This is a genomic window from Sphingomonas mollis (assembly GCF_016427505.1).
GTDB classification, from domain to species: Bacteria; Pseudomonadota; Alphaproteobacteria; order Sphingomonadales; family Sphingomonadaceae; genus Sphingomonas; species Sphingomonas mollis.
On the sequence record NZ_JAELXS010000006.1, the window covers coordinates 85,654 to 109,552 of the forward strand.

The following is a 23,899-nucleotide window of genomic DNA, read 5'->3' on the forward strand; positions in this document are numbered from 1 at the left end:
GATGACGGTAATGGTGACGGGCGGTGCGGGTTATATCGGCAGCCATGCGGTGCTGGCGCTGCTGGATGCGGGTCATGAGGTCGTCGTGGTCGACAATCTGGTCACCGGGTTCGACTGGGCGGTCGACGATCGCGCGACGCTGGTCCAGTGCGACGTCGCCGACGAGGGGCGGGTGCGCGCGGCGATCCGTGGCCATAACGTCGATGCGATCCTGCATTTCGCCGGATCGGTGGTGGTGCCCGAATCGGTCAGCGATCCGCTGAAATATTACCGTAACAACACCGCCGCCTCGCGCTCGCTGATCGAGAGCGCGGTCGTGGAGGGGGTGAAGCATTTCATCTTCTCGTCCACCGCCGCGACCTATGGCACGCCGGTCCGCACGCCGGTGGCGGAGGGTGATCCGACGGTGCCGATCAACCCGTACGGCATGTCGAAACTGATGACCGAGGTGATGCTGCGCGATGTCGCGGCGGCGCATCCGATCAATTTCTGCGCGCTGCGCTATTTCAACGTCGCCGGCGCCGATCCGCAGGGCCGGTCGGGCCAGTCCACGGCTGGCGCGACGCATCTTATCAAGGTGGCGGTCGAGGCGGCGACGGGGCGGCGGAGCCATGTGTCGGTCTTCGGCACCGATTTCGATACCCGCGACGGCACGGGCGTGCGCGATTACATCCATGTCACCGATCTGGCGGCGGCGCATGTCGCCGCGCTCGACCTGCTGCGCGCGAAGCCGACCGAGAGCCACACGTTGAACTGCGGTTATGGCCGCGGCTTCTCCGTCGCCGAAGTGCTGGACGCGGTCGATCGCGTCACCAACGTGACGATCGAGCGCAAGCTGGAGGGCCGTCGGGCCGGTGACCCGGCCGAACTGATCTCGGACAACAGGGCGATCATGGCGACGGTGGACTGGACGCCGAAGCATGACGATCTGAACGGCATCATTACGGATGCGCTGGCGTGGGAGCGCAAGCTGGCCGAAATGGGTCGATAAGGATGATGCGCCTGCGCTCGCTGTTGTTCGTGCCCGGCGACCGACCGGAGCGGATGGAGAAGGCGCTGGCGTGCGGGGCGGATGCGCTGATCCTCGACCTGGAGGATTCGGTGGCGCCATCCCGCAAGGATGCGGCGCGGGCAGCGGTGGCGGCGTTTCTGGCGGCACCACGGCGGTTGCCCCTGATCGTGCGGGTCAATCCGCTGGGGTCGGCGTTGATCGACGACGATCTCGCGGCAGTGCTGTCCGATGCGCCCGATGCGCTGATGCTGCCCAAGGCGGAGGGGGCGGCGTCGATCACGGCGCTGGCTTCGCGGACGACGCTGCCGATCCTGCCCGTCGCGACCGAGACGCCGGCGGCGATCTTTCAGCTCGGCAGCTATGCCGGCGTCGCCGACCGGTTGATCGGGCTGACCTGGGGGGCGGAGGACCTGCCGGCGGCGATCGGGGCGAGTGCGGCGCGCGAGGCGGATGGCGGCTATACCGCGCCGTACCAGCTGGCGCGGTCGTTGACGCTGTTCGGCGCGCATGCCGCCGGGGTGGCGGCGATCGAGACGGTCTATCCCGATTTTCGCGATACCGACGGGCTGGCCGCCTATGCCGCGCGGGGGCGGCGCGATGGCTTCACGGGGATGATGGCGATCCACCCGGCGCAGGTGGCGATCATCAATGCCGCCTTCACGCCGACGCCGGACGAAATCGCCCATGCGCAATCGGTGGTCGATCTGTTCGCCGCGAACCCGGGGGCGGGGGCGTTGCAACTGGACGGGCGGATGGTCGATGCGCCGCATCTGAAGGCGGCGGAGCGGTTACTCGCGCTCGCCGCCGATCGAGGCGCGGGTGCGGGCGGTGGCCCACCACCAGCCGAGCGCCCATAACGTCCCGAAGCTCCAGCCGGCGAGCACGTCGGACGGCCAATGGACGCCGAGATAGACGCGGCTGAAGCCGATCGCGCCGACCAGCAGCACCGCGACCGCGAACAGGTAACGGCGCGCGGCGCGCTCACGCACCACCTGTGACGCCAGCGCCGCCAGCGTCAGGTACACGATCGCGCTGTTGGCGGCGTGGCCGCTGGGGAAGCTGGCGCTCGACACCGGGACGAGATGATCGACCAGATCGGGGCGGGCGCGTGCCACCATGCGCTTGACGAGGGCGACGACCTCACCGCCTGACCAGCTGGCGGCGGCCAGCATCGCGGCGGTCAGCCACAGGCGTTCGGCCAGCATCAACCCGGCGGATATCGTCACGACGAGGATCAGGACGGTGCCACCGCCGAGTGCCGTCAAATCGACCGCGACACCGGGCAGCCATGCCGGCCCGCCCCACGCGCGCAGGCCGGCGACGATCGCGCGATCGGGATCGAACGGCAGCCGGTCGAGCAACGCGCCGATCGCCAGCGCCAGTCCGGCGGCAACGGCGAGCAGGGCGATACCGGCGAGGGGTGGGGGCAGGCGGCGGCGGCCGGCCGGGGCATGGCGGTCGATATCGGTCATGCCGTCTCCGTTATCAGGCCACGCGACAGGTAAAAGCGATACGGGGCGATTTGATGGCTTTCAGACAGACGACTGGTTCAGCCGCGTGAGGATCACGACCCCGTTAAACGCAAAAAAGCCGCCAGCTCGAAAGCTGGCGGCCTTAAAGTGCCTAAAAACAGGGAGTAATTAGGCGAACGCAACCGCGATCTTGCGGCGGCGATAACGGGTTGCGGCACCGACCATGCCGAAACCGAGCAGCATCAGCGCCCACGTGGTGGGCTCCGGCACTGCAAATACGACGTTGTCGACTTCGAGGGCGTTCACGCCGCTGGAGAAGCGGACGCCAGCGATGCGCTGCTCGCTGGGCGTAACGACCAGCGTGACGCGACGGTTGGTCGACGGCAGATCCTGGTTGCCATTGGCGGGGACGATGAAGTCCGAACCCGTGAAGCTCTGGATCACGTTACCGGCTGCGTTCAGCAGCGACACGGTGTTGAACGTGTCGATCGAACCCAGGAAGAAGCTGACGCTCTCGAACGACAGGGCCGACTGCAGCGTTGCCGTGCCGCCACCCTGAACCGCAAGGTAGCGCGTGCCATCGCTGAAAGCGGGCTCTGCATAGTTGTTGGTCGAGTCACCCGAAACGATGCCGGCGGTACCCGTGGTCGTGTAGGTGAACGGTGCCGAAACCGTGCCGGAATTGAAATTGACCAGCGTACCGGCGGGCGGCGCGAAGGCGGCGGCGCTGCCCGGCGTGGTCATCACGACGGCGGCCGATGCCGGCATGGCGAGAACGGCGGCCGCGGTCGCGGCGAGAATGAAAGTGGAACGCATGGAACTACCCCTGTTTATCGTGCGCCTCATCGCGGGCGCTGCGCAACCAAGACAGTATTCCGTCTGAGTCAGCTTCTAATACCCTGAAAAAAATCCGAGTCCCACACGCTTGCAAGCATAGTTTGTTAACTAAGCCCCATAATGGGACAGCCTCACGCGATTGGATCGGGTCAACAGCGATGCCGTGGTTGCGGCATTGTCGCCGGATGGCGCCGAGCATAAAGGTAGAGACGATGGTGGGTCCGCCGGGGCTCGAACCCGGGACCTCTCGATTAAAAGTCGCTTGCTCTACCGACTGAGCTACGGACCCCCACGATCGTCGAGGTGCGACCTAGGTGCGGGGACGGCGGCGGTCAACCTGGCTCAGCAGATGACGGACGCGAAGACCTGATATCGGGTCGCGCCAGCGGGCGGCGATTCGCGCCAGCGGACCCAGGACGAATCGCCGGTCGCGAAAGGCGGGATGGGGGATCGTCAGCGTCCGGGTGCGCCATGGGCCGCCCGACCAGAGGATGATGTCGAGATCGATCGGCCGCGCCCCCCAGCGGATACCGGGTCGCCGACCCATCCGCCGCTCGATCGCCTTCAGCCGGGCGAGGAGGGCGGGGGGCGGCTCGTCACTGCGGATCAGCGCGGCGGCATTGGCGAACATGCGGGTGGAGGGGCCGATCGGGGCGCTGGCGATGATCGGCGAGACTGCCTCTACCCCGCCGATCGCGGCCAGCGCGGCGACGATGGCGGCGGATGGGCGGCCGTGACGCCCGTATCGGTTGGCGCCGAGCGCGATGGCGTAAAGGGTCGTGGCCATCGCCGCCGCTTATCGCAGCCATCGCACCGGCGCGAGCGTGATGTCCCGCCGTTACGCGTCGATGGACATATCCGTCAGCAGGGCGGTGATGCCCTCTTCCTCCTTGCCGATATGGCGTTTGAGCTGGTTGATCGTCAGGCGGGCGGACGCCTTGTACGCTTCCCATTCCGCGGTGACGTCGCGGTGCTGCCAATAGACCAGATGCGTGCGGAACGATTCGCCGGCGCCGATGCATTCGATCTTCATCGCGCGCGCCCGTTCGATGCGATCCGGCGATCCCGACGTTACCGCGGGATCGAAGATCTCTTCGTGCTTGAAGATCTGATAGTCGCGCAGCACCTGCCCCATCTCCGCACGCAGGCCGGCGATCGCCGGTAGTGCGATGTCGGGGCCGCCATCGATGCAGGCGGCCCCGCGGGTCAGGATATCCTGCGCCAGGCGCTGGTGGCGATGCAGGCGATCGAGCAGGGAGGACTGTTCCATCCCCGGTCTTTGCAGGGATCGTCGTATATAATCGGTTACGACCCCGGATCGGTTCGATCCGGCCGATCAGATATCCTGCACCAGCCGTCCGTACAGGTCGGGACGGCGATCGCGGAAGAAGCCGAAGGCGGCGCGGTGGCGCCTTACCCGGTCGATATCGATCGTCGCGGTGATGACGCCTTCTTCCTCGCGATCCAGTTCGGCGATGATGTCGCCGCGTTCGTCGGTGATGAAGCTGGTACCGTAGAAAGTCTGGCCATGCTCCACGCCGATGCGGTTGGCGGCGATCACCGGCACGACGTTGGATACCGCATGGCCGACCATCGCCCGACGCCACAGCCGGGCGGTGTCGAGCGAGGTGTCGTGCGGTTCGCTGCCGATCGCGGTCGGGTAAAACAGCAGTTCGGCACCCATCAGCATCATCGCGCGCGCGGTTTCCGGATACCATTGGTCCCAGCAGACGCCGACGCCCAGCTTCGCCGCCGGCGCGGCGGGCGGGCCGCGCCACACCTTGAAGCCGGTATTGCCGGGGCGGAAATAGAATTTCTCCTCGTAGCCGGGGCCATCGGGGATGTGGCTCTTGCGATAGACGCCCTGCACCTCGCCATCGGGACCGATCATCGCGAGGCTGTTGTAATGATGCGGACCGTCCGCCTCGAAGAAGCTGGTGGGGATCGTGACCTTCAGCGCCTCGGCCAGCGCCTGCATCGCCAGCACGGCCTTGTGCTCGCCGACGGGGGCGGCGTTGGCGAACAGGCCCTCGTCCTCGACCCGGCAGAAATATTCGCCCTCGAACAGTTCGGGGGGCAGGATCACCTGCGCGCCGCGCGCCGCCGCTTCGCGCACCAGGCGCGAGACATTGGCGATGTTGGCGTCGATATCGGCGGTGAAGCCGAGCTGGAGCGCGGCGACGGTGATCTGGGTCATGGTCAATCCTGCTCCCCTCCGCTGGCGGGAGGGGCTGGGTGGGGATTACGGGTGATGGCGGTCGGGACATGCCCACCCCCGACCCCTCCCGCAAGCGGGAGGGAAGTTCTCAGGCGGGAATCTGCTGCGAAATGCAGTGGAAGCTGCCGCCGCCGGTCAGGATGTGGTCGGCGCGCTGGCCGACCGCGGTCCGGTCCGGGAACAGCGCCTGGATCGCCGCCACCGCGGCGTCGTCGTTCTCCGCGCCGTAGAGGGGCACGACCACCGCGGCATTGCCGATATAGAAGTTCATGTAGCTGGCCGGCACCACCTCGTCGTCGCGCAGCACGCGGCCGGGGGAGGGGATCGTCACCACGTCGAGGCCGGCGGCGATCAGGTCGCGGCGGGCGCGGCTGTACACCTGCCAGTTGGGATCGTTCTCCGCCGGTTCGGGGATCGCGACCCGGCCCGGAGCCACGAAGCGCGCGAGGTTGTCGACATGGCCGTCGGTATGGTCGTTGAGCAATCCCTCGCCCAGCCAGACGACGCGCGACAAGCCGAGATCGTCACGCAGCTTCGCCTCGATCTGCGTCTTGGTCAGCGATGGGTTGCGGTTGGCATTGAGCAGGCATTGTTCGGTCGTCACCATGATACCGGTGCCGTCGCCGTCGATTGCGCCACCCTCCAGCACCCAGTTGCAGGTGCCGACGCGGCGGCCGAGACGTTGCGCCAGCCGAAGGCCAACGGTGTCGTCGCCGGGCAGGTCGTATTTTCCGCCCCAGCCGTTGAACTGAAAATCGCTGGCGCTGCCGTCCGACAGGATGATGGGGCCGGTATCGCGCAGCCAGATATCGCCGAACGCCTGCACCTCGATCCCGGCGAACGGTGCGAGGGCGCGGGCGGTCTGTGCCGCTTCGGCATCGGCGCAGACCAGGATCACGCGCTCGCCGCGGCCATCGGCGTGGACCGCGCGGGCGAACGCGACGACTTCGTCACGGGCGGGGTCCAGATCGTCTTCCCACAGTTCCGGATGGCTGGGGAAGCCGATCCAGACCGCTTCATGCGGTGCCCATTCGGCGGGAGGGGTCGGACGCGTCACTTCGTAACTCCTGCGCGGGCCTTGTCGCGAACCGCGCGGAATTCGGCGGTCGGATACCAGTTGGGCCACAAGGTCGTATCGTCGGCGAGCTGGCGGCCGAGCGTGTAGTAGATCGTCAGGTCGGACACCGCACCCGACCAGTCCCAGTTGGGATCATATTCATCGGCGGGCTTGTGATAGCGATTGGCGTTGTATGCGTCGCTCGCCGCCTTGCCGGCGGCGGGGCCGCCCTTCACGAAATCCTCGCCCGATTCACCGCTGAGGACAGGGACGCCGAGCCGCGCGAACGAGAAGTGATCGGAGCGATAATAGCTGCCGCGTTCCGGCGTGGGCTCGACGCCGATGCGACGGCCCTGTGCTGCGACGATGGGCTTCACCAGATCCTCGATCTCGCTCTTGCCCGCGCCGGTCAGCACGAAATCATGCGCGAGGCCGTGGACGTTCAGCACGTCCATGTTCACGCCGCCGGCCGTCCTGGCGAGCGGATAGACCGGGTGTTCGGCGTAATAGCGCGAACCCAGCAGCCCCGATTCCTCGGCGGTGACGGCGAGATAGACCTCGGTGCGTTTGGCCGGCCCGACCTTCGTATTCGCCTCCGCCAATGCGACGAGGCCGGCGACGCCGGTGGCATTGTCCTCGGCCCCGTTGCAGATATCGTCGCCATCCACCGCGTCGCAGCGACCGAGATGGTCCCAGTGCGCGGAATAGAGGACATATTCATGGGGGGCGGTGGTGCCGGGCAGGACGCCGATGACGTTCTTCGATGCCTGACGCTTGATCGCATTGCCGAAGCCGGTCGACATTTTCAGGCCGAGCGGCACGGCCCTGAAGCCCTTGGTCTTCGCGGCTTCGGACAGGGCGGCGAAATCCTTGCCGGCGCTGGCGAACAGTTCCTGCGCCTTGGCCAGTTGCATCCAGCCGACGACCTGGCTCTGGTCCATGTGATCGCCCTTCTCGTCCAGTTCCAGCTGCGGGCCGGTCCAGGACGATTGCACGACCGCCCAGGGATAGGCGGCGGGTTCGGTCTGGTGGACGATGATCGCGGCGGCGGCGCCGTGCCTGGCGGCATTCTCGAACTTATAGGGCCAGCGGCCGTACCACGTCATCGCACGACCCTCGAACGGGCCTTCGCGCGACATCGTCTGCCAGTCGGCATCGTTGATGAGGATGACGACGGTCTTTCCCTTCACATCGACCCCGGCATAATCGTCCCAGCCTTTTTCGGGCGCGGTGATGCCGTAACCGACGAAGACGACATCGCTGTTACGCACGTCGATGCGCGGCACGACGCGATAGGTGCCGGCGACCATGTCGGTGCGGTACGCCATCGTAACCGGCGACTTGCCGCCGGTGAAGGAGAGCGGCTGCACGTTCGTGGCGGTGATCTCCACCATCGGCACGTCCTGCGTCCATTTGCCGTTGTTACCGGGCTTCAGCCCCGCCTTCTGGAAACGATCGACGATATAGGCGACCGTCTTCTCCTCTGCCGGGGTCGTCGGGGCGCGGCCCTCGAACGCATCGGAGGACAGGTCGCGGGTGACGGTCTTCAGCGTCTCGACGTCGATCGCCGGGGCGGTCTGGGCCGCGAGCGGGGCGGCGGTGAGCAACAGGGGGAGAAGGGCGGCGCGCATGGGGTACTCCTTTGCGGGCGCGTTCTGGCGTCAGGCGCGCGGCTTGTCCAAACGAAAAAGGGCGACCCATGGGGCCGCCCTCTTTTGCTTCCGGAGCGCGCCGCGGCAAAGCCGCGTCGTCGAACGGGCTGTAGCCCGTCGGCCGTCCGGTGGTCTTCTTCCTCGCTTAGCGCGAGTAGAATTCGACCACCAGGTTCGGCTCCATCTTCACCGGGTAAGGAACCTCGTCCAGCGTCGGTACGCGAACGAACGTCACCTTGGCGTTGCCGTCCTGCGCGACATAGTCGGGGATCTCACGCTCGGCGAGGTTCTGTGCTTCCAGCACCAGCGCCATTTCCTTGGCCTTCGTGCCCAGCGTGATCTCGTCACCGACGAAGCAGCGACGCGAGGCGATGTTGCACTTCACGCCGTTGACGCGAATGTGGCCGTGGCTGACGATCTGGCGTGCGGCGAAGATCGTCGGGGCGAACTTGGCGCGATAGACGAGCATGTCGAGACGCTGCTCGAGCAGGCCGATCAGGTTCTGGCTGGTATCGCCCTTCATCCGGGCCGCTTCGTGATAGCAGGCGCGGAACTGCTTCTCGGTCACGTCGCCGTAATAGCCCTTGAGCTTCTGCTTGGCGCGCAGCTGGATGCCGAAGTCCGACACCTTGCCCTTGCGGCGCTGGCCGTGCTGGCCGGGGCCGTATTCGCGCTTGTTGACCGGGGACTTCGGGCGGCCCCAGATGTTCTCGCCCATACGACGGTCGAGTTTGTACTTCGCGCTTTGACGCTTCGACATGATAGATCCTTGGCAATTCGAACGACGTTGACCGCCGATCCGCGAACGGACGGGCGGGTTGGTCCCGGTATCGCGCTACGTCTCAAAGCTATGAGGGCAGGCCCGCCGCTTCACCGGGGTGCGGGGGCATTGCGAAGGCGCGCGGTTAGCGGGACGCTCCGCCCGAGTCAAGTTTGGGGAGAAGGCGCGACCTTACTGGCCGGTGTTGATCGCGCCGTTCTGAATATGCTCCATCCGCTGGCGCGCGACGGCGCTGGCCTCGTCCCATTCGCGCCGGGTGTGGCAGACGCGGGTCTGGCCGAGACGCGATCCGGTGATCTTCGTACTACGGCAGATGCGCTTTTCGGGATCGGCGGCCGGCGTCGGCACGGCGACGGGCGTCGCGGCCTGCATCAGGGTCAGGAGGATCGCGATCGACATGGTCATCCCCGGAACAGGCCAAAACGTATACTGTCGATATCGTGTCGCGGCCGACTTGTCGATCCGCCGTTTGCGATGGCGTGCAGGCGCGTTATGCGGGGCGACATGATCATCGTTGCTCCCGCCGACTGTTCCACCATGGCCGAGGTGCGCGCCGGCGTCGATCAGGTCGATCGCGATCTGGTGACGCTGCTGGCACGCCGCTTCGGCTATATGGATGCGGCCGCGCGGATCAAACCGGTGCGCGGCGCGGTGCGCGACGAGGATCGCAAGGCGCAGGTGATCGCCAATGCCTGCGCCGCCGCGCGGGATGCGGGCGTGCCGGAGGCGGTGGTCGGCGATCTATGGGAGCGTCTCGTCGAGGCCTCCATCGCCTATGAACTCGCCGCGTTCGACCGGCGCTGATCGCCGCGCCTTACGGCCGTCGAGCGCGGCCAGCACGCCGCGCATCGTCCGCACCTCCTGCGCCGACCAGCCGGGTTTGGTCAGCAGGGTGCGCAGCGTTCGCCGCACGGTTTCGGTGCGGGCGGGCGGGAAGAAGAAATTCGCCGCTACCAGCATGTCGTCAAGCTGCGCGATCATGCCGTCCAGTTCGCCCTGCGGTGCGGGCAACGGCATCTCGGTTTCCGGCGGCTGCGCCAGTTCCTGCCCCTTCGACCATTCATAGGCGACGAGGATAACCGCCTGCGCGAGGTTCAGGCTGCCGAATTCGGGATTGATCGGCACGGTGATGATTGTGCGGGCCAGCGCGACGTCGTCGGTTTCCAGCCCGGACCGTTCGGGGCCGAACAGGATCGCGGCGCGGCCGGGATCGGCATGGATCGCCCGCGCCGCTGCTTCGGGCGTGGCGACCGGCTTGGTGACGCCGCGCTTGCGGACGGTGGTGGCGTAGACGTGCGTGCAATCGGCGACGGCGGCGGCGACGGTGTCATAGACCGCCGCCTGTTCCAGCACGATGTCGGCGCCACTGGCGGCCGGGCCGGCTTGTGGATTGGGCCAGCCGTCGCGGGGGGCGACGAGGCGTAGTTCGACGAGGCCGAAGTTCAGCATGGCGCGGGCGGCCTTGCCGATGTTCTCGCCGAGCTGGGGGCGGACGAGGACGATGACGGGGGGTGGGGTGGGGGATGGCGGGGTGACAAATGTGCTTCGACTTCGCTCAGCACGAACGGAGGGTGAAGGCGTGGGCTGGTCGGTTCCGTGTGTGACGTCGATCATTCTTATTTCCGTTCGCCCTGAGCGAAGTCGAAGGGTTCTTTCCGCGGGCGGGATGGCGGCTTCATGCAGTGCCGCCCAGTCGCTTCTCGCCAGCGCCTCTTTCTTGGCGCGGACCAACCCTTGATTTGTGCCTCTGCTGTCAGCGCTTCATAACGACTGTCGAAATCCTGCGACCACATCAACACAACCGGCCGCCGCTTCTGCGTATATCCCGCGACCTGACCGGTTTGATGCTGGCCGACGCGGCGTTCCAGATCGTCGGTGTGACCCGTGTAATAACTGCCGTCGGCAAAGCGGAGGATATAGGCCCAGAACGTCATCGTTCGGCTCTATCCCTCGATACGCCGTCTCGACAAGCTCGACGGCTACTCGGGACGAACGGAGTGGGGAAGGGTAGGAGCGCATGAGGGCCACTTGATTGCCCTTTGGACGAAAGGTTTGGCCCTAACCCCGCCCGGCCTCTTCAACCTGCCCGGCGAACGCCTCGAAATCCCGTGCCTCGCTGAAGTCGCGGTACACGCTGGCGAAGCGGATATAGGCAACCGAGTCGAGCGCCTTCAGGCCATCCATCACCATCTCGCCGATCCGGGCGGAGGTGACTTCGCTGTCGCCGAGCGTTTCCAGTCGGCGCTGGATGCCGGACACCAGTTTCTCGATCCGCGCCGGTTCGATCGGCCGCTTGCGGGCGGCGATCGAGACCGAGCGCATCAGTTTCTCGCGGTCGAACGGCTCGCGCCGGTCCTCGCTCTTCAACACGGTCAGTTCGCGCAGCTGGATGCGTTCGAACGTGGTGAACCGCGCTGCGCACCCCTCGCACTGCCGCCGACGCCGGATCGCCGCCCCGTCTTCGGTGGGGCGGCTGTCCTTTACCTGGCTGTCTTCATGGCCGCAAAAGGGGCAGCGCATTCAGCGGTCAGCCCTTGCGCTTGGCATAGGCCACGCCGGCTCCGACGATCGCGCCCAGCACCGGGCCGACGACGGGCAGCGGGATCGCGAGCACCGCGCCGATCGCGCTGTACTTCGCCATCTTCTTGCCGAGACCCGGCGTGTTCTTCACTTCGGTCTGGATTTCGTCGATCTTCGACATGGTGCTTATCCTTGGTAGATGGGGAAGCGTGCGCACAGCGTGCGTACCCGCGCCCTAACGTCCGCCTCGACCTCCGGGTCCCCGTGCTCGCCTTTCTTGGCGAGACCGTCGAGCACGTCGGCGACCATGTGACCGATCTCGCGGAACTCGGCGGGGCCGAAGCCGCGCGTCGTGCCGGCGGGGCTGCCGACGCGGATGCCGCTGGTCTTCACCGGCGGCAGCGGATCGTTGGGGATGCCGTTCTTGTTGCAGGTGATGCCGGCGCGCTCCAGCGCCTCGTCCGCGTCGCGGCCGGTGATGCCGAGCGGGCGCAGATCGATCAGCGCCAGATGCGTGTCGGTGCCGCCGGCGATGACGTCGGCGCCACGTTCCTTCAGCGTGGCGGCCAGCACCTTGGCGTTCTCGACCACGGCGGCGATGTAGCTCTTGAAATCGGGGCGCAGCGCCTCGCCGAAGGCAACCGCCTTGGCGGCGATGACGTGCATCAGCGGGCCGCCCTGAAGCCCGGGGAACACCGCCGAGTTGATCTTTTTCGCGATCGCCTCGTCATTGGTCATCACCATGCCGCCGCGGGGGCCGCGCAGCGTCTTGTGCGTGGTGGTGGTCACGACGTGCGCGTGGCCGAACGGCGTGGGGTGCAGGCCGGCGGCGACGATGCCGGCGAAGTGCGCCATGTCGACCATGAAATACGCACCGACCTTGTCCGCGATCGCGCGGAACTTGGCGAAATCGATCGTGCGCGGATAGGCGGAGCCGCCGGCGATGATGAGTTTCGGCTGATGCTCGACCGCGAGGCGTTCGACCTCGGCGTAATCGATCAGGTGGGTGTCGGCATCGACGCCGTACTGGATCGCGTTGAACCACTTGCCCGACATCGCGGCGCGGGCGCCGTGGGTCAGGTGGCCACCCGCGTCGAGGCTCATGCCCAGGATCGTCTCGCCCGGCTTCACCAGCGCCAGCATCACCGCGCCGTTGGCCTGCGCGCCCGAATGCGGCTGCACGTTGACGAAGCCGCAGCCGAAGATCTGCTTCGCACGGTCGATCGCCAGCTGCTCGACTTCGTCGGACGGCGCGCAACCCTGATAATAGCGCTTGCCGGGATAGCCCTCGGCATATTTGTTCGTGAAGACCGAGCCCTGCGCCTCCAGCACCGCTTTCGACACGATGTTCTCCGACGCGATCAGTTCGATCTGCGTCTGCTCGCGTTCCAGTTCATGCGCGATGCCGGCGAAGATCGCAGCGTCGGCATCGGCCAGGCCGCGGGTGAAGAAACCATCCGGCTGGACGCCTGAAATATCCCGGGGCGAAATGTCTTGGGGCTGGGTGCTCATGCGGCGAACTCCTTCGATAGCTTGTCGACGCGGTGTTGATGACGGCCGCCTTCGAATTCGGCGGACAGGAAAGCGGTGATGCAGGCCTTCGCCATGTCGTCGCCGATCAGGCGGGCGCCCATCGCGATGGCGTTGGCATCATTATGGTGACGCGCGAGCTGGGCCGACAGGGGTTCGGACACCAATGCGCAGCGGCAGGCGGGGTGGCGATTGGCGGCGATCGAGATGCCGACCCCCGATCCGCACAGCGCGATGCCGCGTTCGGCGCGACCATCGGCCAGCGCCTCGGCCAGGGCATGGCCGTAATCCGGGTAATCGACGCGCGCGTCGCCATGCGTGCCGAGATCGATGACCTCATGGCCGACCTCTGCGAGCCAGGCGGCCAGCGTCGTCTTCAGCGACACGGCGGCATGATCGGAGGCGATGGCGATGCGCATGGGCGATCCCTGCTGACGGTGAAGCGGATGGATGCCAGCGCCCTTACCGACAGACGCGGAAAATGGCCACAGCGTTGTCGCCGTCATTCGGTCTTGTCGTCCGTACCGCAGCCGCTAGTCTGCCCGGATGCAACGCATCGCCACCGACGACGCCCGCGCCCATCTGGCCAGCGTGCTGATCGCCACCGGAAGCGAGGATCGTGCCGCCTTCCGCGAACTGTATCGACTGACCTCCGCGAAGCTTTTCGGGATCGCCCTGCGTATCTGTGGCGATCGACAGGCTGCGGAGGACGTGTTGCACGACGTCTACCTTATCATCTGGCGCCGGGCGGGCGCGTGGGAACCGGGACGGGCGAGCCCGATCACGTGGCTGGCGACGATCGCCCGCAACCGCGCGATCGACTGGCAACGGTCGCAGCGCGTCCGCCGCGCCGCCCCGATCGAGGACGCGCCCGACATCGCCGATTCCGCGCCCGATGCCGAGGCGATGCTGATGGCGTCGGACGGATCGCATACGCTGCAGGATTGCCTGCGCGAACTGGAGGGACGCCAGAGCGAGGCGATCCGCACCGCGTTTTTCGATGGCGTCACCTATGCCGAGCTGGCGGAGCGCCGGGGCGTGCCGCTGGGGACCGCCAAAAGCTGGATTCGTCGTGGCCTTGCCCGCCTGAAGGAGTGCCTCGACCGTGCCGCCTGAACCGCTGAGCCCCGACGACGAACCGGACGTGGCGGCGGGCGAACTGGCGCTGGGATTTTTGGATGGCGAGGAACGCGCCGTCGCGCTTCGCCGGATGCTGGCCGAGCCGGGTTTCGCCGCCGATGTCGAACGCTGGCGGATGTATCTGTCGCAACTGTTCGACCTGTGGCCCGAAGCGCAGCCGCCGGAGGATCTGATCGACCGGATCGATGCCAGTCTGGGCGGCGTCGCGCCCGCCCGGCGCGGACGGCCGTTCCCGTGGCCGCTGCTGGCGATCGTCAGCACGGCGCTGGCCGCGTGCCTGTTACTGGTCGTTGCATTGCGGCCGGGTGGGCCACCGCCGGGTGGCGCACCGATGGGGCCGCCGCCGATCACTGCCTCCGCGCCGATCCTCGTCGCGGCGCTGGGCGACGCGAAAGCGCCGGTCGCCGCCGCGTTCGATCCGACGGACGGCAGCATCCGCGTGACCGCCGCGCCCGATGCGCCGGCCACGCGCGTCGCGCAGCTCTGGGTGATCGGCGGCGATGGCGTGCCGTATCCGCTGGGGTTGCTGGCGCGTGATGCGACGTTGCTGGTCGTGCCGGCGGCCGACCGCGCGCGGATCGCGGCGGGGGCGACGCTGGCCATCTCGATCGAGCCGGAGGGCGGATCGCCGACCGGCAAGCCGACCGGGCCGGTGGTGGCGACCGGCGCGCTGGCGGCGGTGTGAACGGGTCGATCGACCGCACCACCCGGCTGCTGGGGTTCGCCGGGTTACTGCCACAGGCGGCGCTGCTCGTGGGGCTAGCGACCGGGCATGACGGGCTGGGCGTGCTGCACGGCATGGCGTTCGTCTATGCCGCGCTGATCTTCAGCTTTCTCGGTGGCATCTGGTGGGGATGGGCGGTGCGCCGGTCTAGCGGGCAAGGGGCGCTGGCGGGGCTGGCGGTGGCGCCGACGCTGGTGACGATATTGCTGGTCGGCGTGGCGCTGCATGGGTCGCTGCGCTGGGCGCTCGTCGGCCTCGGCAGTGGTTTGCTGCTGACGCTGCTGGTGGATCGCCATCTGGTTGCGACGGGTGAGGCGCCGACGGGATGGATGGGCCTGCGCGTGCCGTTGTCGGTAGGGTTGGGGGTGCTGACCATCCTGACGGGGGTGGTGTGACGGGCTGGCGGCGATCTGTTATGGTCGGGGCATGAACCGGCCTGCGACGACCCTTTCGGCGACCCCGTTCGATACGTCGTTCACCGCGCGCTTCACGACCGCCGAGTTTCTCCGGATGATGGAGTCCGGGGCGTTCGACGACATGAAGATGGAACTGGTTCAGGGGGAATTGGAGCGGATGAATCCGCCACACAATGCGCATGCCGGCCGTCAGGCGAGGATCGTGATCCGGCTGGCGAAGGTCGTGTCGGAGGAATTGATTCGGGGAGAGGTCGGCCTCGACCTGGGTGATGATACGGTGATGGCATGCGATGCCGCCATTCTCGATCGCCCGGTCGGCGATATCGGTCTGTTACACGCGGACGATGTCGCACTGGTGATCGAGATTGCCGAATCGACGATCGTGCGCGATCTGGGTCTGAAGCGACTGGCCTATGCACGGGCGGGGATCGCCGCTTACTGGGTGATCGATGGCGAGCGATCGGTCGTCCATGTCTTCGGCGAACCCGTGGCTGGCGATTATGCGCTGGTCGGCACGATCCGCTTCGGCGAGCCGATCGCCGTTCCCGGCACGGACGCCACGATCGTCATCGACTGACCGTCGCGCCCGGCCGGCGTTCACGCCGCCTTGCGCAGTTCCAGCCGGCTCCAGATTTCCACCAGCGCGCCGGTCAGGTCGCGCATCATCGTCTCGCTGTGGGCGGGGCCGGGGGTGAAGCGCAGGCGCTCGGTGCCGCGCGGTACGGTGGGGTAGTTGATCGGCTGAACGTAGACGCCGTATTCGGCGAGCAGGATGTCGCTGATCTTCTTCGCCTTCACCGGATCGCCGACCATCACCGGCACGATATGCGTTTCGCCGACCATCACCGGCAGGCCGGCATCCGCCAGCATGGTTTTCAGCATCGCCGCCGCCGCCTGCTGCCCCTCGCGTTCCGCCGTCGAGGATTTCAGGTGGCGCACGCTGGCCAGCACGCCCGCGACCAGCACGGGCGACAGGCTGGTGGTGAAGATGAAGCCGGGCGCATAGCTGCGGATGACGTCGATGATCGTGCGGCTGGCGGCGATATAGCCGCCCATGACGCCGAACGCCTTGCCCAGCGTCCCCTCGATGATCGTCAGCCGCTCGGCCACCTCGTCGCGTTCGGAGATGCCGCCGCCGCGCGGGCCGTACATGCCGACCGCGTGGACTTCGTCGCAATAGGTCAGCGCGTTGTACCGGTCGGCGAGGTCGCAGATCGCGGCGATCGGGGCGACATCGCCCTCCATCGAATACACGCTCTCGAACGCGATCAGCTTGGGCACCGACGGGTCTTCGGCCGCCAGCAATTCTTCCAAATGGGCCAGATCGTTGTGGCGGAAGATGCGCTTCTCGCAGCCCGAATTGCGGATACCCGCGATCATCGATGCGTGGTTCAGCTCGTCGGAAAAGATCACGCAGCCGGGCAGGATCTTGGCCATCGTCGCCAGCGTCGCCTCGTTCGAGACATAGCCGCTGGTGAACAGCAGCGCCGCTTCCTTGCCGTGCAGGTCGGCGAGTTCGCCTTCCAGATCGACATGATAATGCGTGTTGCCGCCGATGTTGCGCGTGCCGCCGCTGCCGGCGCCGACATCGTGCAACGCCTCTTCCATCGCGGCGATCACCTTGGGATGCTGGCCCATGGCGAGATAGTCGTTGGAGCACCAGACGGTGATCGGCTTCGGCCCGTTATGCCCGGCAAAGCAACGCGCATTGGGGAACGCGCCCTTGTTGCGCAGAATGTCGATGAAGACGCGGTAGCGCCCCTCGGCATGAAGGCGATCGATCGCCTGGGTGAACACGCGCGAGTAATCCACGCGCACATCGGTGCCGTCGCTGCTCATGGGCTGCCCATGTAATGGCGTCCCCCTCGCGAGGCCAGCGCATAAAAGCGGTGACTATGATCGACGGGGCGGACAAATTGTCCCGGCTTCCGTGGATTTACAACGTTTCCAGTAGCGGAAAGCCGCGCGACGCCAGGGTGGCCGCGATCGCGCGGGTGCGATCATCGGCCCGCGTGAAGACCAGCGTGCCGGGCTGCGGCGTCGCCGGCCATGCCTGACCTTCCGTCAGATAGGCGATTCGTCGTGCGATTCCCGGTCCGCCATCGACGAAGCGGACGCCCGGTGGCGCGACCGCGATCATATCGTCCTCGAGCAGCGGGAAATGCGTGCACGCGTTGACGATCACGTCGATTCGGTCGCCGCCGTCCTGCCCGAACAGTCCCTGCAACTCCGTGCCGATGCGATCGGGCGACGGCGGCTGGCCGGCCAGCGCCGCCTCGGCGATCTCGACCAGCGCCGCCGATCCGTGGCGCAGGACGAGGCAATCGCCGGCGAAGCGCGCCGCCAGATCGTCGACATAGGGCTGGCGCACCGTTGCCTCGGTGCCCAGCACGCCGATCGCCCGCGTCGCACTCATCGCCGCCGCCGGTTTGATCGCCGGCACCGTGCCGACCACCGGCACGTCGAGCGCGGCGCGCACCGCGGGCAGGGCGATGGTGGAGGCGGTGTTGCACGCGATCACCACCAGTCGCGGGCGATAGCGTTCGACCAGCCGGCCGAGCAGCGCCGGCACGCGGGCGGCGATCTCCGCCTCGCTCTTCGTGCCATAGGGAAAGCCCGCCGAATCGGCGGCATAGACGATGCGGGCATGCGGCAGCAGCGCCAGTGTCGGCCCGACCACCGACAGGCCTCCGACACCGGAATCGAAGAACAGGATCGGGGCGTCGTCGATCATGAATCCGCCTTTAGCCGGCACGATCCGATCGCGTCACCCCTTGAGGCCCTTGAGCGAAGTGAAGGGACAGGCGGTGGACAGGCCGTCGCCCGGCACGGTATAGCGGAACGAAGGGGGAAAATTTGCACACTGATATCCTCTGGATCGCTCCGGCGTCGGCGTTGCTGATCGGTTACCTGCTGGGGTCGATCCCGTTCGGCGTGATTCTGACGCGCGTGGCCGGGGCCGGCGATCTGCGCCAGATCGGATCGGGCAATATCGGTGCGACCAACGTGCTGCGCACGGGCCGCAAGGGCCTGGCGGCGGCGACGTTGCTGCTCGACATGCTGAAGGGGCTGGCGGCGGTGCTGATCGTCGAGCGGCTGTTTCCGGGCGAAGGCGTGCTGGCGGCTGCGGGTGCGTTCATCGGCCATTGCTATCCCGTCTGGCTGCGCTTTCGCGGCGGCAAGGGGGTCGCGACGCTGATGGGCATCGTCGTCGGCCTCCATTGGCCGATCGGTGTCGTCTATGCGGTCGTGTGGCTTTCCTTGCTGGCGGGATTGCGGATTTCGGCGGTCGCCGGGATGGCGGCGGCGATCAGCGCGCCCGTCGCGGCGGCGCTGTGGGGACGATTCGATCTTGTCATGCTGCTGCTGGCGCTCGGTCTGCTGGTGATCTGGAAACATGGCGACAATATCGAGCGGCTGCTGGCCGGCACCGAACCACGCATCGGCCGGCGTGACTGACACGATCACGGCGCGGCTGCGCCTGCTCAGGACCGGTGGCATCGGCCCGGTCGCCTATCGCCAGTTGCTCGCGCGATTCGGCGATGCCGGCCGGGCGCTGGAGGCGTTGCCGACGCTGGCCCGGCGCGGCGGCGGCATGGCACCGCCGCCGCCAGACGCGGCGGCCATCGATCGCGAGCGGGAGCAGGTCGCCCGACTCGGTGCGCGATATCTGTTTCATGACGATGCCGGGTATCCGCCGTTGCTCGCCGAGCTGGACAATGCGCCGCCGGTGTTGATCGTGCGCGGCGACCTGACGCTGGCGGCGCGGCCGTGCGTGGCGATCGTGGGCGCGCGCAATGCCTCTGCCGCCGCGTGCCGGTTCGCACGGCAACTGGCGCATGATCTGGTGGCGCAGGACACGACGGTGGTCTCTGGTCTGGCGCGCGGTATCGACACGGCGGCCCACGCCGGATCGCTGGCGGGCGGGACGATCGGGGTGATCGCCTGCGGCATCGACGTCGTCTTCCCGCCGGAAAACGCCGCCTTGCAGGAAGAGGTGGCGACGCGCGGTCTGTTGATTGCCGAACAGCCGCCGGGCACGGAGCCGCGCGCCCGCCATTTTCCTTATCGCAACCGCATCATCGCCGGACTGGCGCAGGGCACCGTGGTGGTGGAGGCGGCGCCGAAATCCGGATCGCTCATCACCGCGCGGCTGGCGGTGGAACTGGGCCGCGAGGTGATGGCGGTGCCGGGCAGCCCGATCGATCCGCGCGCGCAAGGATGCAACGGCCTGATCCGCGAAGGCGCGATCCTGATCCAGTCGGCCGCCGACGTGCTGGAACAGATCCGCCCGATCGATCCGCGCGCGGTGCGCTCCCCCGTCCATGGCTGGGGCGGGCCGCCGCCCGAGGATGCCGACGATGCCGCGCGTTCCGCCGTGTCGGCGTTGCTGGGCCCGGCGCCCGTGCCGGTCGACGAGGTGATCCGCCAGTCCGGCCGCCCGCCGGCGGTGGTGCAGACGGTGTTGCTGGAGCTGGAACTGGCCGGGCGACTGGAACGCCACGCTGGCGGGCGGGTAAGTCTCTGCTGATCGTCGTGCTCTATATCGGATAGCACCAGCGACTTGACGCCGCCCGATCAACCTCGCCACCCTCGCGCGTACACGTAAGGACGCTATTAGCCAGTCATGCAGCTTGTCATCGTCGAATCGCCCGCCAAGGCGAAGACCATCGAAAAATACCTCGGCTCGGATTATCGGGTTCTCGCCTCGTACGGCCATGTCCGCGATCTGCCGCCCAAAGACGGATCGGTAAACCCGGACGACGGGTTCGCGATGGAGTGGGAGAACTACGCGGACAAGGCCAAGCAGCTGAAGGCGATCGCCGATCTGTCGAAGACCGCCGACCGTCTGATCCTGGCGACCGATCCGGATCGCGAGGGCGAGGCGATTTCGTGGCATGTGCAAGAGGTGCTGCGGGCGCGCAAGGCGCTGCCCAAGGACGTGCAGCGCGTCACGTTCAACGCGATCACCAAGCCTGCGATCCTGGCGGCGATGAAGGCGCCGCGTGAGCTGGATACCGATCTGATCGACGCGTATCGGGCGCGGCGGGCGCTGGATTATCTCGTCGGTTTCACGCTGTCGCCGGTGCTGTGGCGCAAGCTGCCCGGCGCCAAGTCGGCGGGCCGTGTGCAATCGGTGTCGCTGCGCCTGATCGTCGAGCGCGAGCGCGAGATCGAGGCGTTCCGGGCGCAGGAATACTGGTCCGTCACCGCACAGATGGAGCAGGACGGCACGCCGTTCACCGCCCGTCTCGTCCAGTTCGAGGGCAACAAGCTCGACCGCCTGTCGATCGGCAATGAGGGCGACGCGCTGCGCGCCAAGGCCGCGGTCGAGGAAGGGCGTTTCTCGGTCCAGTCGGTCGAGACCAAGCCCGGCACGCGCAACCCGCCGCCGCCCTTTACTACATCGACCCTGCAGCAGGAGGCGGCGCGCAAGCTCGGCTTCTCCGCCGATCACACGATGCGGATCGCGCAGGGACTCTATGAGGACGGCGCGATCACGTACATGCGGACGGACGGCGTGCAGATGGACGGCAGCGCCATCTCCGCCGCGCGTCTCGCCATCGCGAACCGGTATGACGCCGGCTATGTCCCGGACAAGCCGCGCCAGTACCAGACCAAGGCCAAGAACGCGCAGGAAGCGCATGAGGCGATCCGTCCGACCGATTTCGGCAAGGACAAGGCGGGTGGCGGCGATCATGCGCGGCTGTACGACCTGATTTTCAAGCGCGCGCTGGCCAGCCAGATGGCATCGGCGCGGTTCGAGCGGACGACGGTGGAACTGGCCGAAGGCACCGGACGGCATGTGTTGCGCGCCACGGGCCAAGTCGTGCTCTTCCCCGGCTATCTCGCGCTATATGAAGAAGGACAGGACGACAGCGCCGACGAGGAGTCGCGCCGTCTGCCCCGGATGCGCGAGGGCGATGCGCCGGCGAAGAAGGCGGTCGATGCCGAGCAGCATTTCACTCAGCCGCCGCCGCGTTTCTCCGAAGCGTCGCTGGTCAAGCGGATGGAGGAACTCGGCATCGGCCGGCCCTCCACCTATGCGTCGATCATCAAGACGCTGAAGGACCGCGCCTATGTGCGGATCGAGAAGAACCGGTTCTTCGCGGAGGAAAGCGGCCGGCTCGTCACCGCATTTCTGGAGCGGTTTTTCCAGAAATATGTCGGCTTCGATTACACCGCCGATCTGGAAGAGGAACTGGACGACGTATCAGGCGGTCGCGCGCAGTGGCAGGCGGTGCTGGAAGCGTTCTGGCGCGACTTCAAGCCGCTGACGTCGGAGGTGATGGAACAGCAGCCGAGCGCCATCACCGCCGAACTCGACGTGTTCCTGGCGCCGTACCTGTTCCCGGACAAGGCGGACGGCAGCGATCCGCGGCTGTGCCCGAACTGCGGCGAGGGCAAGCTGGCGCTGCGCGGTGGTCGCTTCGGCGCGTTCGTCGCCTGCTCCAACTATCCCGAATGCAAATTCACCCGGCGTTTCGCGCAGGGCGGGTCGGCGGACGAGGACACCGGGCCTGAGCAATTGGGCAAGGACCCGGAGACGGGCCTGCCGGTCGAGCGGAAATCGGGGCGATTCGGTCCCTATATCCAGCTGGGCGATGGCAAGGATGCCAAGCGCGCGTCGATCCCCAAGGATGTCGAACTCGATCTGGAATGGGCGCTGAAACTGCTCAGCCTGCCGCGCACGGTCGGCAAGCATCCTGAGTCGGGCGAGGATATCACCGCCTCGATCGGGCGCTATGGCCCCTATCTGGCGCATTCGGGCAAATATGCGCGGCTGCAATCGACCGCCGATGTGTTCGAGACGGGCATGAACGCGGCGGTGGTGAAGCTGGCCGAGGCGGCGGCGGGCGGTGGCCGTCCGGCGCGCGGGGCGGCCCGCGCGCCGCTGAAGGAGCTGGGCAAGCATCCGCGGACCGAACTGGAACTGAAGCTGATGGAGGGGCGGTACGGTCCCTATGTCACCGATGGCGAAACCAACGCGACCCTGCCGAAATCGATCACGCCCGATCAGTTGACGCTGGAGGAAGCGGCCTCGCTGATCGACGCACGCGCGGCGGCCGCACCGGCGCCGAAGAAGAAGGCGGCGCCCAAAAAGGCGGCAGCCAAGAAGCCGGCGGCGAAGAAGGATGCACCGGCCAAAGCGGCGGCAAAGAAGCCTGCGGCCAAGAAGGCGCCGGCGAAGAAAGCGGCCCCCAAGGCGGAGTGAGTCGACGGAGATGCGCGGTCGGGAACGTCCCGGCCGCTTTTCCGTGTCAGGCCGCGCGCTGCTGCATCGACCCCAGCCAGGCACGGGCCGCGGCCTGAGCGCGTGAGATTTCGCGGGCGGTCAGTTCCTCGGCCACCTCGGCGCGGGCGTCCTGGGCGGCTTCAAGCCCGGCGCCGGCCGCCAGATTGAACCATTTATGCGCCTCGATCAGGTCGACGCCGACGCCGGCGGTGCCGGTCTGATAGCAGATGCCGAGGTCATAGAGCGCATCGCCATCGCCGCGTGCGGCGTCGGCGAAACGACTGTCCATCAGAAACTGGGCATTCTTGAAACTGTTGGCCATGGGAACATCCTGTCCGCTGTTGCTCACAGCTTGGACGGGAACGCTTCACCAAATGGTTAATGCGTTAACGTCACTCGACGGGAATATTGTCGATCAGGCGTGTCGCGCCCATCCGCGCCGCTGCCAACAAACGGCGCGGGCGGTCCGCCGCCGGATTCGGGGCCAGCGACTCGGCATCGACCAGCTCGACATAGTCCACCGCGAATCCAGCCGCAGTCAGCGTCGTCCCGGCATCGGCGAGAACCGCGCCGACATCCTCGCCGCGGCCGATCGCCCGTGCGGCGATGCCCAGCGCGCGGGGCAGCGCCACGGCGCGGGCGCGCTCGCCCTCGTCGAGATAGATGTTGCGCGACGACAGAGCGAGGCCGTCGTCATCGCGCTGGGTCGGGACGCCGAGAATTTCGATATCCATATCGAGGTCGATGACCAGGCGGCGGATCACCGCCAGTTGCTGGAAATCCTTTTCGCCGAAACAGGCGATGTCGGGCCGGACCTGATTGAACAGCTTGGCCACCACCGTCGCGACGCCGTCGAAATGGCCCGGTCGTGCCGCGCCGTCGAGACCGTCGCTGACGCCGGATACCGATATGCTGGTCGCAAAGCCATCGGGGTACATCGTCTCGACCCCCGGCGCCCAGAGCAGGTCGCAACCATGTTCGGTCAGCAGGCGCGCATCCGCCGCCTCGCGCCGGGGATAGCGGGACAGGTCCTCGCTGGGTCCGAACTGGCGCGGATTGACGAAGATCGAGGCGACGACCTTCGTACCGCCGCGCCGGGCGGTTTCGATCAGCGCCATGTGACCCGCGTGCAGCGCGCCCATCGTCGGGACGAGCGCCACCCGCGCGCCCTCCGCCCGCCAGCCGGCGATGATTCCGCGCAGCTCTTCCAGTTCCCGGACGGTACGCAAACGAAACTTCCCCCTCGAACAATGCGGGCGGTGCTTCTATGGAGCAGACAAGCAACGATCAACAGGGGAATGGG

Annotated in this window: 29 protein-coding genes and 1 tRNA gene; 10 read left to right on the plus strand and 20 right to left on the minus strand. The window is 67.1% G+C overall.

Translation table 11 applies throughout. The features are described 5' to 3' along the window. The first annotated feature begins 1 nt into the window (after position 1). Positions 2–991, plus strand: a complete 990-nt coding sequence (gene galE / locus JAO74_RS11760) for a UDP-glucose 4-epimerase GalE (RefSeq protein WP_233150929.1) — start codon at positions 2–4, stop codon at positions 989–991. Positions 992–996: 5 nt separating this feature from the next. Continuing rightward, a complete protein-coding gene (locus tag JAO74_RS11765; RefSeq protein ID WP_199038548.1) occupies positions 997–1,869 on the plus strand; it encodes an HpcH/HpaI aldolase/citrate lyase family protein in 873 nt (290 codons plus the stop codon). Here the strand turns inward: JAO74_RS11765 and JAO74_RS11770 are convergent. The 10 genes from JAO74_RS11770 to JAO74_RS11815 form a co-directional block, all read right to left on the minus strand. Further along, positions 1,801–2,484, minus strand: coding sequence for a phosphatase PAP2 family protein (locus JAO74_RS11770; RefSeq protein ID WP_233150930.1), 684 nt, complete (start codon positions 2,482–2,484; stop codon positions 1,801–1,803). The two genes, JAO74_RS11765 and JAO74_RS11770, sit on opposite strands and share 69 nt — an antisense overlap. Before the next feature lie 168 nt (positions 2,485–2,652). Continuing rightward, positions 2,653–3,300 (minus strand): Npun_F0296 family exosortase-dependent surface protein, encoded by a 648-nt coding sequence (locus tag JAO74_RS11775; RefSeq protein WP_233150931.1) that lies wholly within the window; start codon positions 3,298–3,300, stop codon positions 2,653–2,655. Positions 3,301–3,534: 234 nt separating this feature from the next. After that, a tRNA-Lys gene (locus tag JAO74_RS11780) sits at positions 3,535–3,610 on the minus strand. 21 nt (positions 3,611–3,631) lie between these two features. Next, positions 3,632–4,108 (minus strand): 2-amino-4-hydroxy-6-hydroxymethyldihydropteridine diphosphokinase, encoded by a 477-nt coding sequence (folK, locus tag JAO74_RS11785; protein WP_199038133.1) that lies wholly within the window; start codon positions 4,106–4,108, stop codon positions 3,632–3,634. 51 nt (positions 4,109–4,159) lie between these two features. Further along, on the minus strand, positions 4,160–4,591 hold the full coding sequence (locus tag JAO74_RS11790) for a hypothetical protein (protein ID WP_199038134.1): 432 nt from the start codon (positions 4,589–4,591) through the stop codon (positions 4,160–4,162). A 66-nt stretch (positions 4,592–4,657) separates the two neighbouring features. After that, positions 4,658–5,518, minus strand: coding sequence for an N-carbamoylputrescine amidase (gene aguB / locus JAO74_RS11795; RefSeq protein ID WP_199038135.1), 861 nt, complete (start codon positions 5,516–5,518; stop codon positions 4,658–4,660). A 109-nt stretch (positions 5,519–5,627) separates the two neighbouring features. After that, the gene (locus tag JAO74_RS11800) at positions 5,628–6,596 is read right to left on the minus strand and encodes an agmatine deiminase family protein (RefSeq protein WP_199038136.1); all 969 of its coding nucleotides are present in this window, start codon (positions 6,594–6,596) and stop codon (positions 5,628–5,630) included. Next, complete coding sequence (locus JAO74_RS11805) at positions 6,593–8,227, minus strand: M28 family peptidase (RefSeq protein ID WP_199038139.1); 1,635 nt, start codon at positions 8,225–8,227, stop codon at positions 6,593–6,595. The genes JAO74_RS11800 and JAO74_RS11805 overlap by 4 nt, the downstream gene beginning before the upstream one ends. Before the next feature lie 166 nt (positions 8,228–8,393). After that, on the minus strand, positions 8,394–9,008 hold the full coding sequence (gene rpsD / locus JAO74_RS11810; RefSeq protein WP_199038141.1) for a 30S ribosomal protein S4: 615 nt from the start codon (positions 9,006–9,008) through the stop codon (positions 8,394–8,396). Positions 9,009–9,200: 192 nt separating this feature from the next. Next, positions 9,201–9,428, minus strand: coding sequence for a hypothetical protein (locus tag JAO74_RS11815; protein ID WP_233150932.1), 228 nt, complete (start codon positions 9,426–9,428; stop codon positions 9,201–9,203). Between the two features lie 105 nt (positions 9,429–9,533). On the opposite strand from JAO74_RS11815, the gene JAO74_RS11820 reads away from it, so the two are divergent. Further along, positions 9,534–9,833, plus strand: coding sequence for a chorismate mutase (locus JAO74_RS11820; RefSeq protein WP_233150933.1), 300 nt, complete (start codon positions 9,534–9,536; stop codon positions 9,831–9,833). On the opposite strand, the gene JAO74_RS11825 is transcribed toward JAO74_RS11820, so the two are convergent. The 6 genes from JAO74_RS11825 to rpiB form a co-directional block, all read right to left on the minus strand. After that, the gene (locus JAO74_RS11825) at positions 9,771–10,643 is read right to left on the minus strand and encodes an RNA methyltransferase (RefSeq protein ID WP_199038553.1); all 873 of its coding nucleotides are present in this window, start codon (positions 10,641–10,643) and stop codon (positions 9,771–9,773) included. The two genes, JAO74_RS11820 and JAO74_RS11825, sit on opposite strands and share 63 nt — an antisense overlap. 2 nt (positions 10,644–10,645) lie before the next feature. After that, positions 10,646–10,963 carry a GIY-YIG nuclease family protein gene (locus tag JAO74_RS11830; RefSeq protein ID WP_233150934.1) on the minus strand — a complete coding sequence of 106 codons (318 nt, stop codon included), beginning with the start codon at positions 10,961–10,963 and terminating at the stop codon, positions 10,646–10,648. Positions 10,964–11,087: 124 nt separating this feature from the next. Beyond that, positions 11,088–11,549 carry a transcriptional regulator NrdR gene (gene nrdR / locus JAO74_RS11835; protein WP_199038148.1) on the minus strand — a complete coding sequence of 154 codons (462 nt, stop codon included), beginning with the start codon at positions 11,547–11,549 and terminating at the stop codon, positions 11,088–11,090. A gap of 7 nt (positions 11,550–11,556) precedes the next feature. Further along, positions 11,557–11,730, minus strand: a complete 174-nt coding sequence (locus tag JAO74_RS11840; protein WP_199038149.1) for a small multi-drug export protein — start codon at positions 11,728–11,730, stop codon at positions 11,557–11,559. Between the two features lie 5 nt (positions 11,731–11,735). Continuing rightward, positions 11,736–13,061 (minus strand): serine hydroxymethyltransferase, encoded by a 1,326-nt coding sequence (gene glyA / locus JAO74_RS11845; RefSeq protein WP_233150935.1) that lies wholly within the window; start codon positions 13,059–13,061, stop codon positions 11,736–11,738. Continuing rightward, positions 13,058–13,498 carry a ribose 5-phosphate isomerase B gene (rpiB, locus tag JAO74_RS11850; RefSeq protein ID WP_199038151.1) on the minus strand — a complete coding sequence of 147 codons (441 nt, stop codon included), beginning with the start codon at positions 13,496–13,498 and terminating at the stop codon, positions 13,058–13,060. Before rpiB ends, glyA begins: the two co-directional genes overlap by 4 nt. A 127-nt stretch (positions 13,499–13,625) precedes the next feature. Between rpiB and JAO74_RS11855 the strand changes: the two genes are divergently transcribed. The 4 genes from JAO74_RS11855 to JAO74_RS11870 are packed head-to-tail and all read left to right on the plus strand — an operon-like array spanning position 13,626 to position 15,936. Continuing rightward, on the plus strand, positions 13,626–14,195 hold the full coding sequence (locus tag JAO74_RS11855; protein ID WP_199038153.1) for a sigma-70 family RNA polymerase sigma factor: 570 nt from the start codon (positions 13,626–13,628) through the stop codon (positions 14,193–14,195). Then, on the plus strand, positions 14,185–14,904 hold the full coding sequence (locus JAO74_RS11860) for an anti-sigma factor (protein WP_332908799.1): 720 nt from the start codon (positions 14,185–14,187) through the stop codon (positions 14,902–14,904). The genes JAO74_RS11855 and JAO74_RS11860 overlap by 11 nt, the downstream gene beginning before the upstream one ends. Beyond that, positions 14,901–15,338: a DUF3429 domain-containing protein gene (locus JAO74_RS11865; protein ID WP_332908800.1), complete on the plus strand. Its 438-nt coding sequence runs from the start codon at positions 14,901–14,903 to the stop codon at positions 15,336–15,338. Before JAO74_RS11860 ends, JAO74_RS11865 begins: the two co-directional genes overlap by 4 nt. A 31-nt stretch (positions 15,339–15,369) precedes the next feature. Continuing rightward, the gene (locus JAO74_RS11870; protein WP_199038155.1) at positions 15,370–15,936 is read left to right on the plus strand and encodes a Uma2 family endonuclease; all 567 of its coding nucleotides are present in this window, start codon (positions 15,370–15,372) and stop codon (positions 15,934–15,936) included. 20 nt (positions 15,937–15,956) lie between these two features. Here JAO74_RS11870 and hemA read toward each other — a convergent pair whose 3' ends face one another. Continuing rightward, positions 15,957–17,198 carry a 5-aminolevulinate synthase gene (gene hemA, locus JAO74_RS11875; protein WP_199038157.1) on the minus strand — a complete coding sequence of 414 codons (1,242 nt, stop codon included), beginning with the start codon at positions 17,196–17,198 and terminating at the stop codon, positions 15,957–15,959. 97 nt (positions 17,199–17,295) lie between these two features. After that, a complete protein-coding gene (murI, locus tag JAO74_RS11880) occupies positions 17,296–18,093 on the minus strand; it encodes a glutamate racemase (RefSeq protein WP_199038159.1) in 798 nt (265 codons plus the stop codon). A gap of 122 nt (positions 18,094–18,215) precedes the next feature. Here murI and plsY point away from each other — a divergent pair, with 122 nt between their 5' ends. The 3 genes from plsY (at position 18,216) to topA (ending at position 22,575) form a co-directional block, all read left to right on the plus strand. Further along, positions 18,216–18,818, plus strand: coding sequence for a glycerol-3-phosphate 1-O-acyltransferase PlsY (gene plsY, locus JAO74_RS11885; protein ID WP_199038161.1), 603 nt, complete (start codon positions 18,216–18,218; stop codon positions 18,816–18,818). Continuing rightward, complete coding sequence (dprA, locus tag JAO74_RS11890) at positions 18,811–19,890, plus strand: DNA-processing protein DprA (RefSeq protein ID WP_332908801.1); 1,080 nt, start codon at positions 18,811–18,813, stop codon at positions 19,888–19,890. The genes plsY and dprA overlap by 8 nt, the downstream gene beginning before the upstream one ends. 96 nt (positions 19,891–19,986) lie before the next feature. Continuing rightward, complete coding sequence (topA, locus tag JAO74_RS11895) at positions 19,987–22,575, plus strand: type I DNA topoisomerase (RefSeq protein ID WP_199038165.1); 2,589 nt, start codon at positions 19,987–19,989, stop codon at positions 22,573–22,575. Positions 22,576–22,621: 46 nt separating this feature from the next. On the opposite strand, the gene JAO74_RS11900 is transcribed toward topA, so the two are convergent. Together JAO74_RS11900 and panC are read right to left on the minus strand one after the other, a co-directional pair. Continuing rightward, positions 22,622–22,918, minus strand: coding sequence for an SEL1-like repeat protein (locus JAO74_RS11900; RefSeq protein WP_199038167.1), 297 nt, complete (start codon positions 22,916–22,918; stop codon positions 22,622–22,624). Positions 22,919–22,988: 70 nt separating this feature from the next. Beyond that, positions 22,989–23,825 carry a pantoate--beta-alanine ligase gene (panC, locus tag JAO74_RS11905; protein WP_199038169.1) on the minus strand — a complete coding sequence of 279 codons (837 nt, stop codon included), beginning with the start codon at positions 23,823–23,825 and terminating at the stop codon, positions 22,989–22,991. Positions 23,826–23,899: the final 74 nt, after the last annotated feature.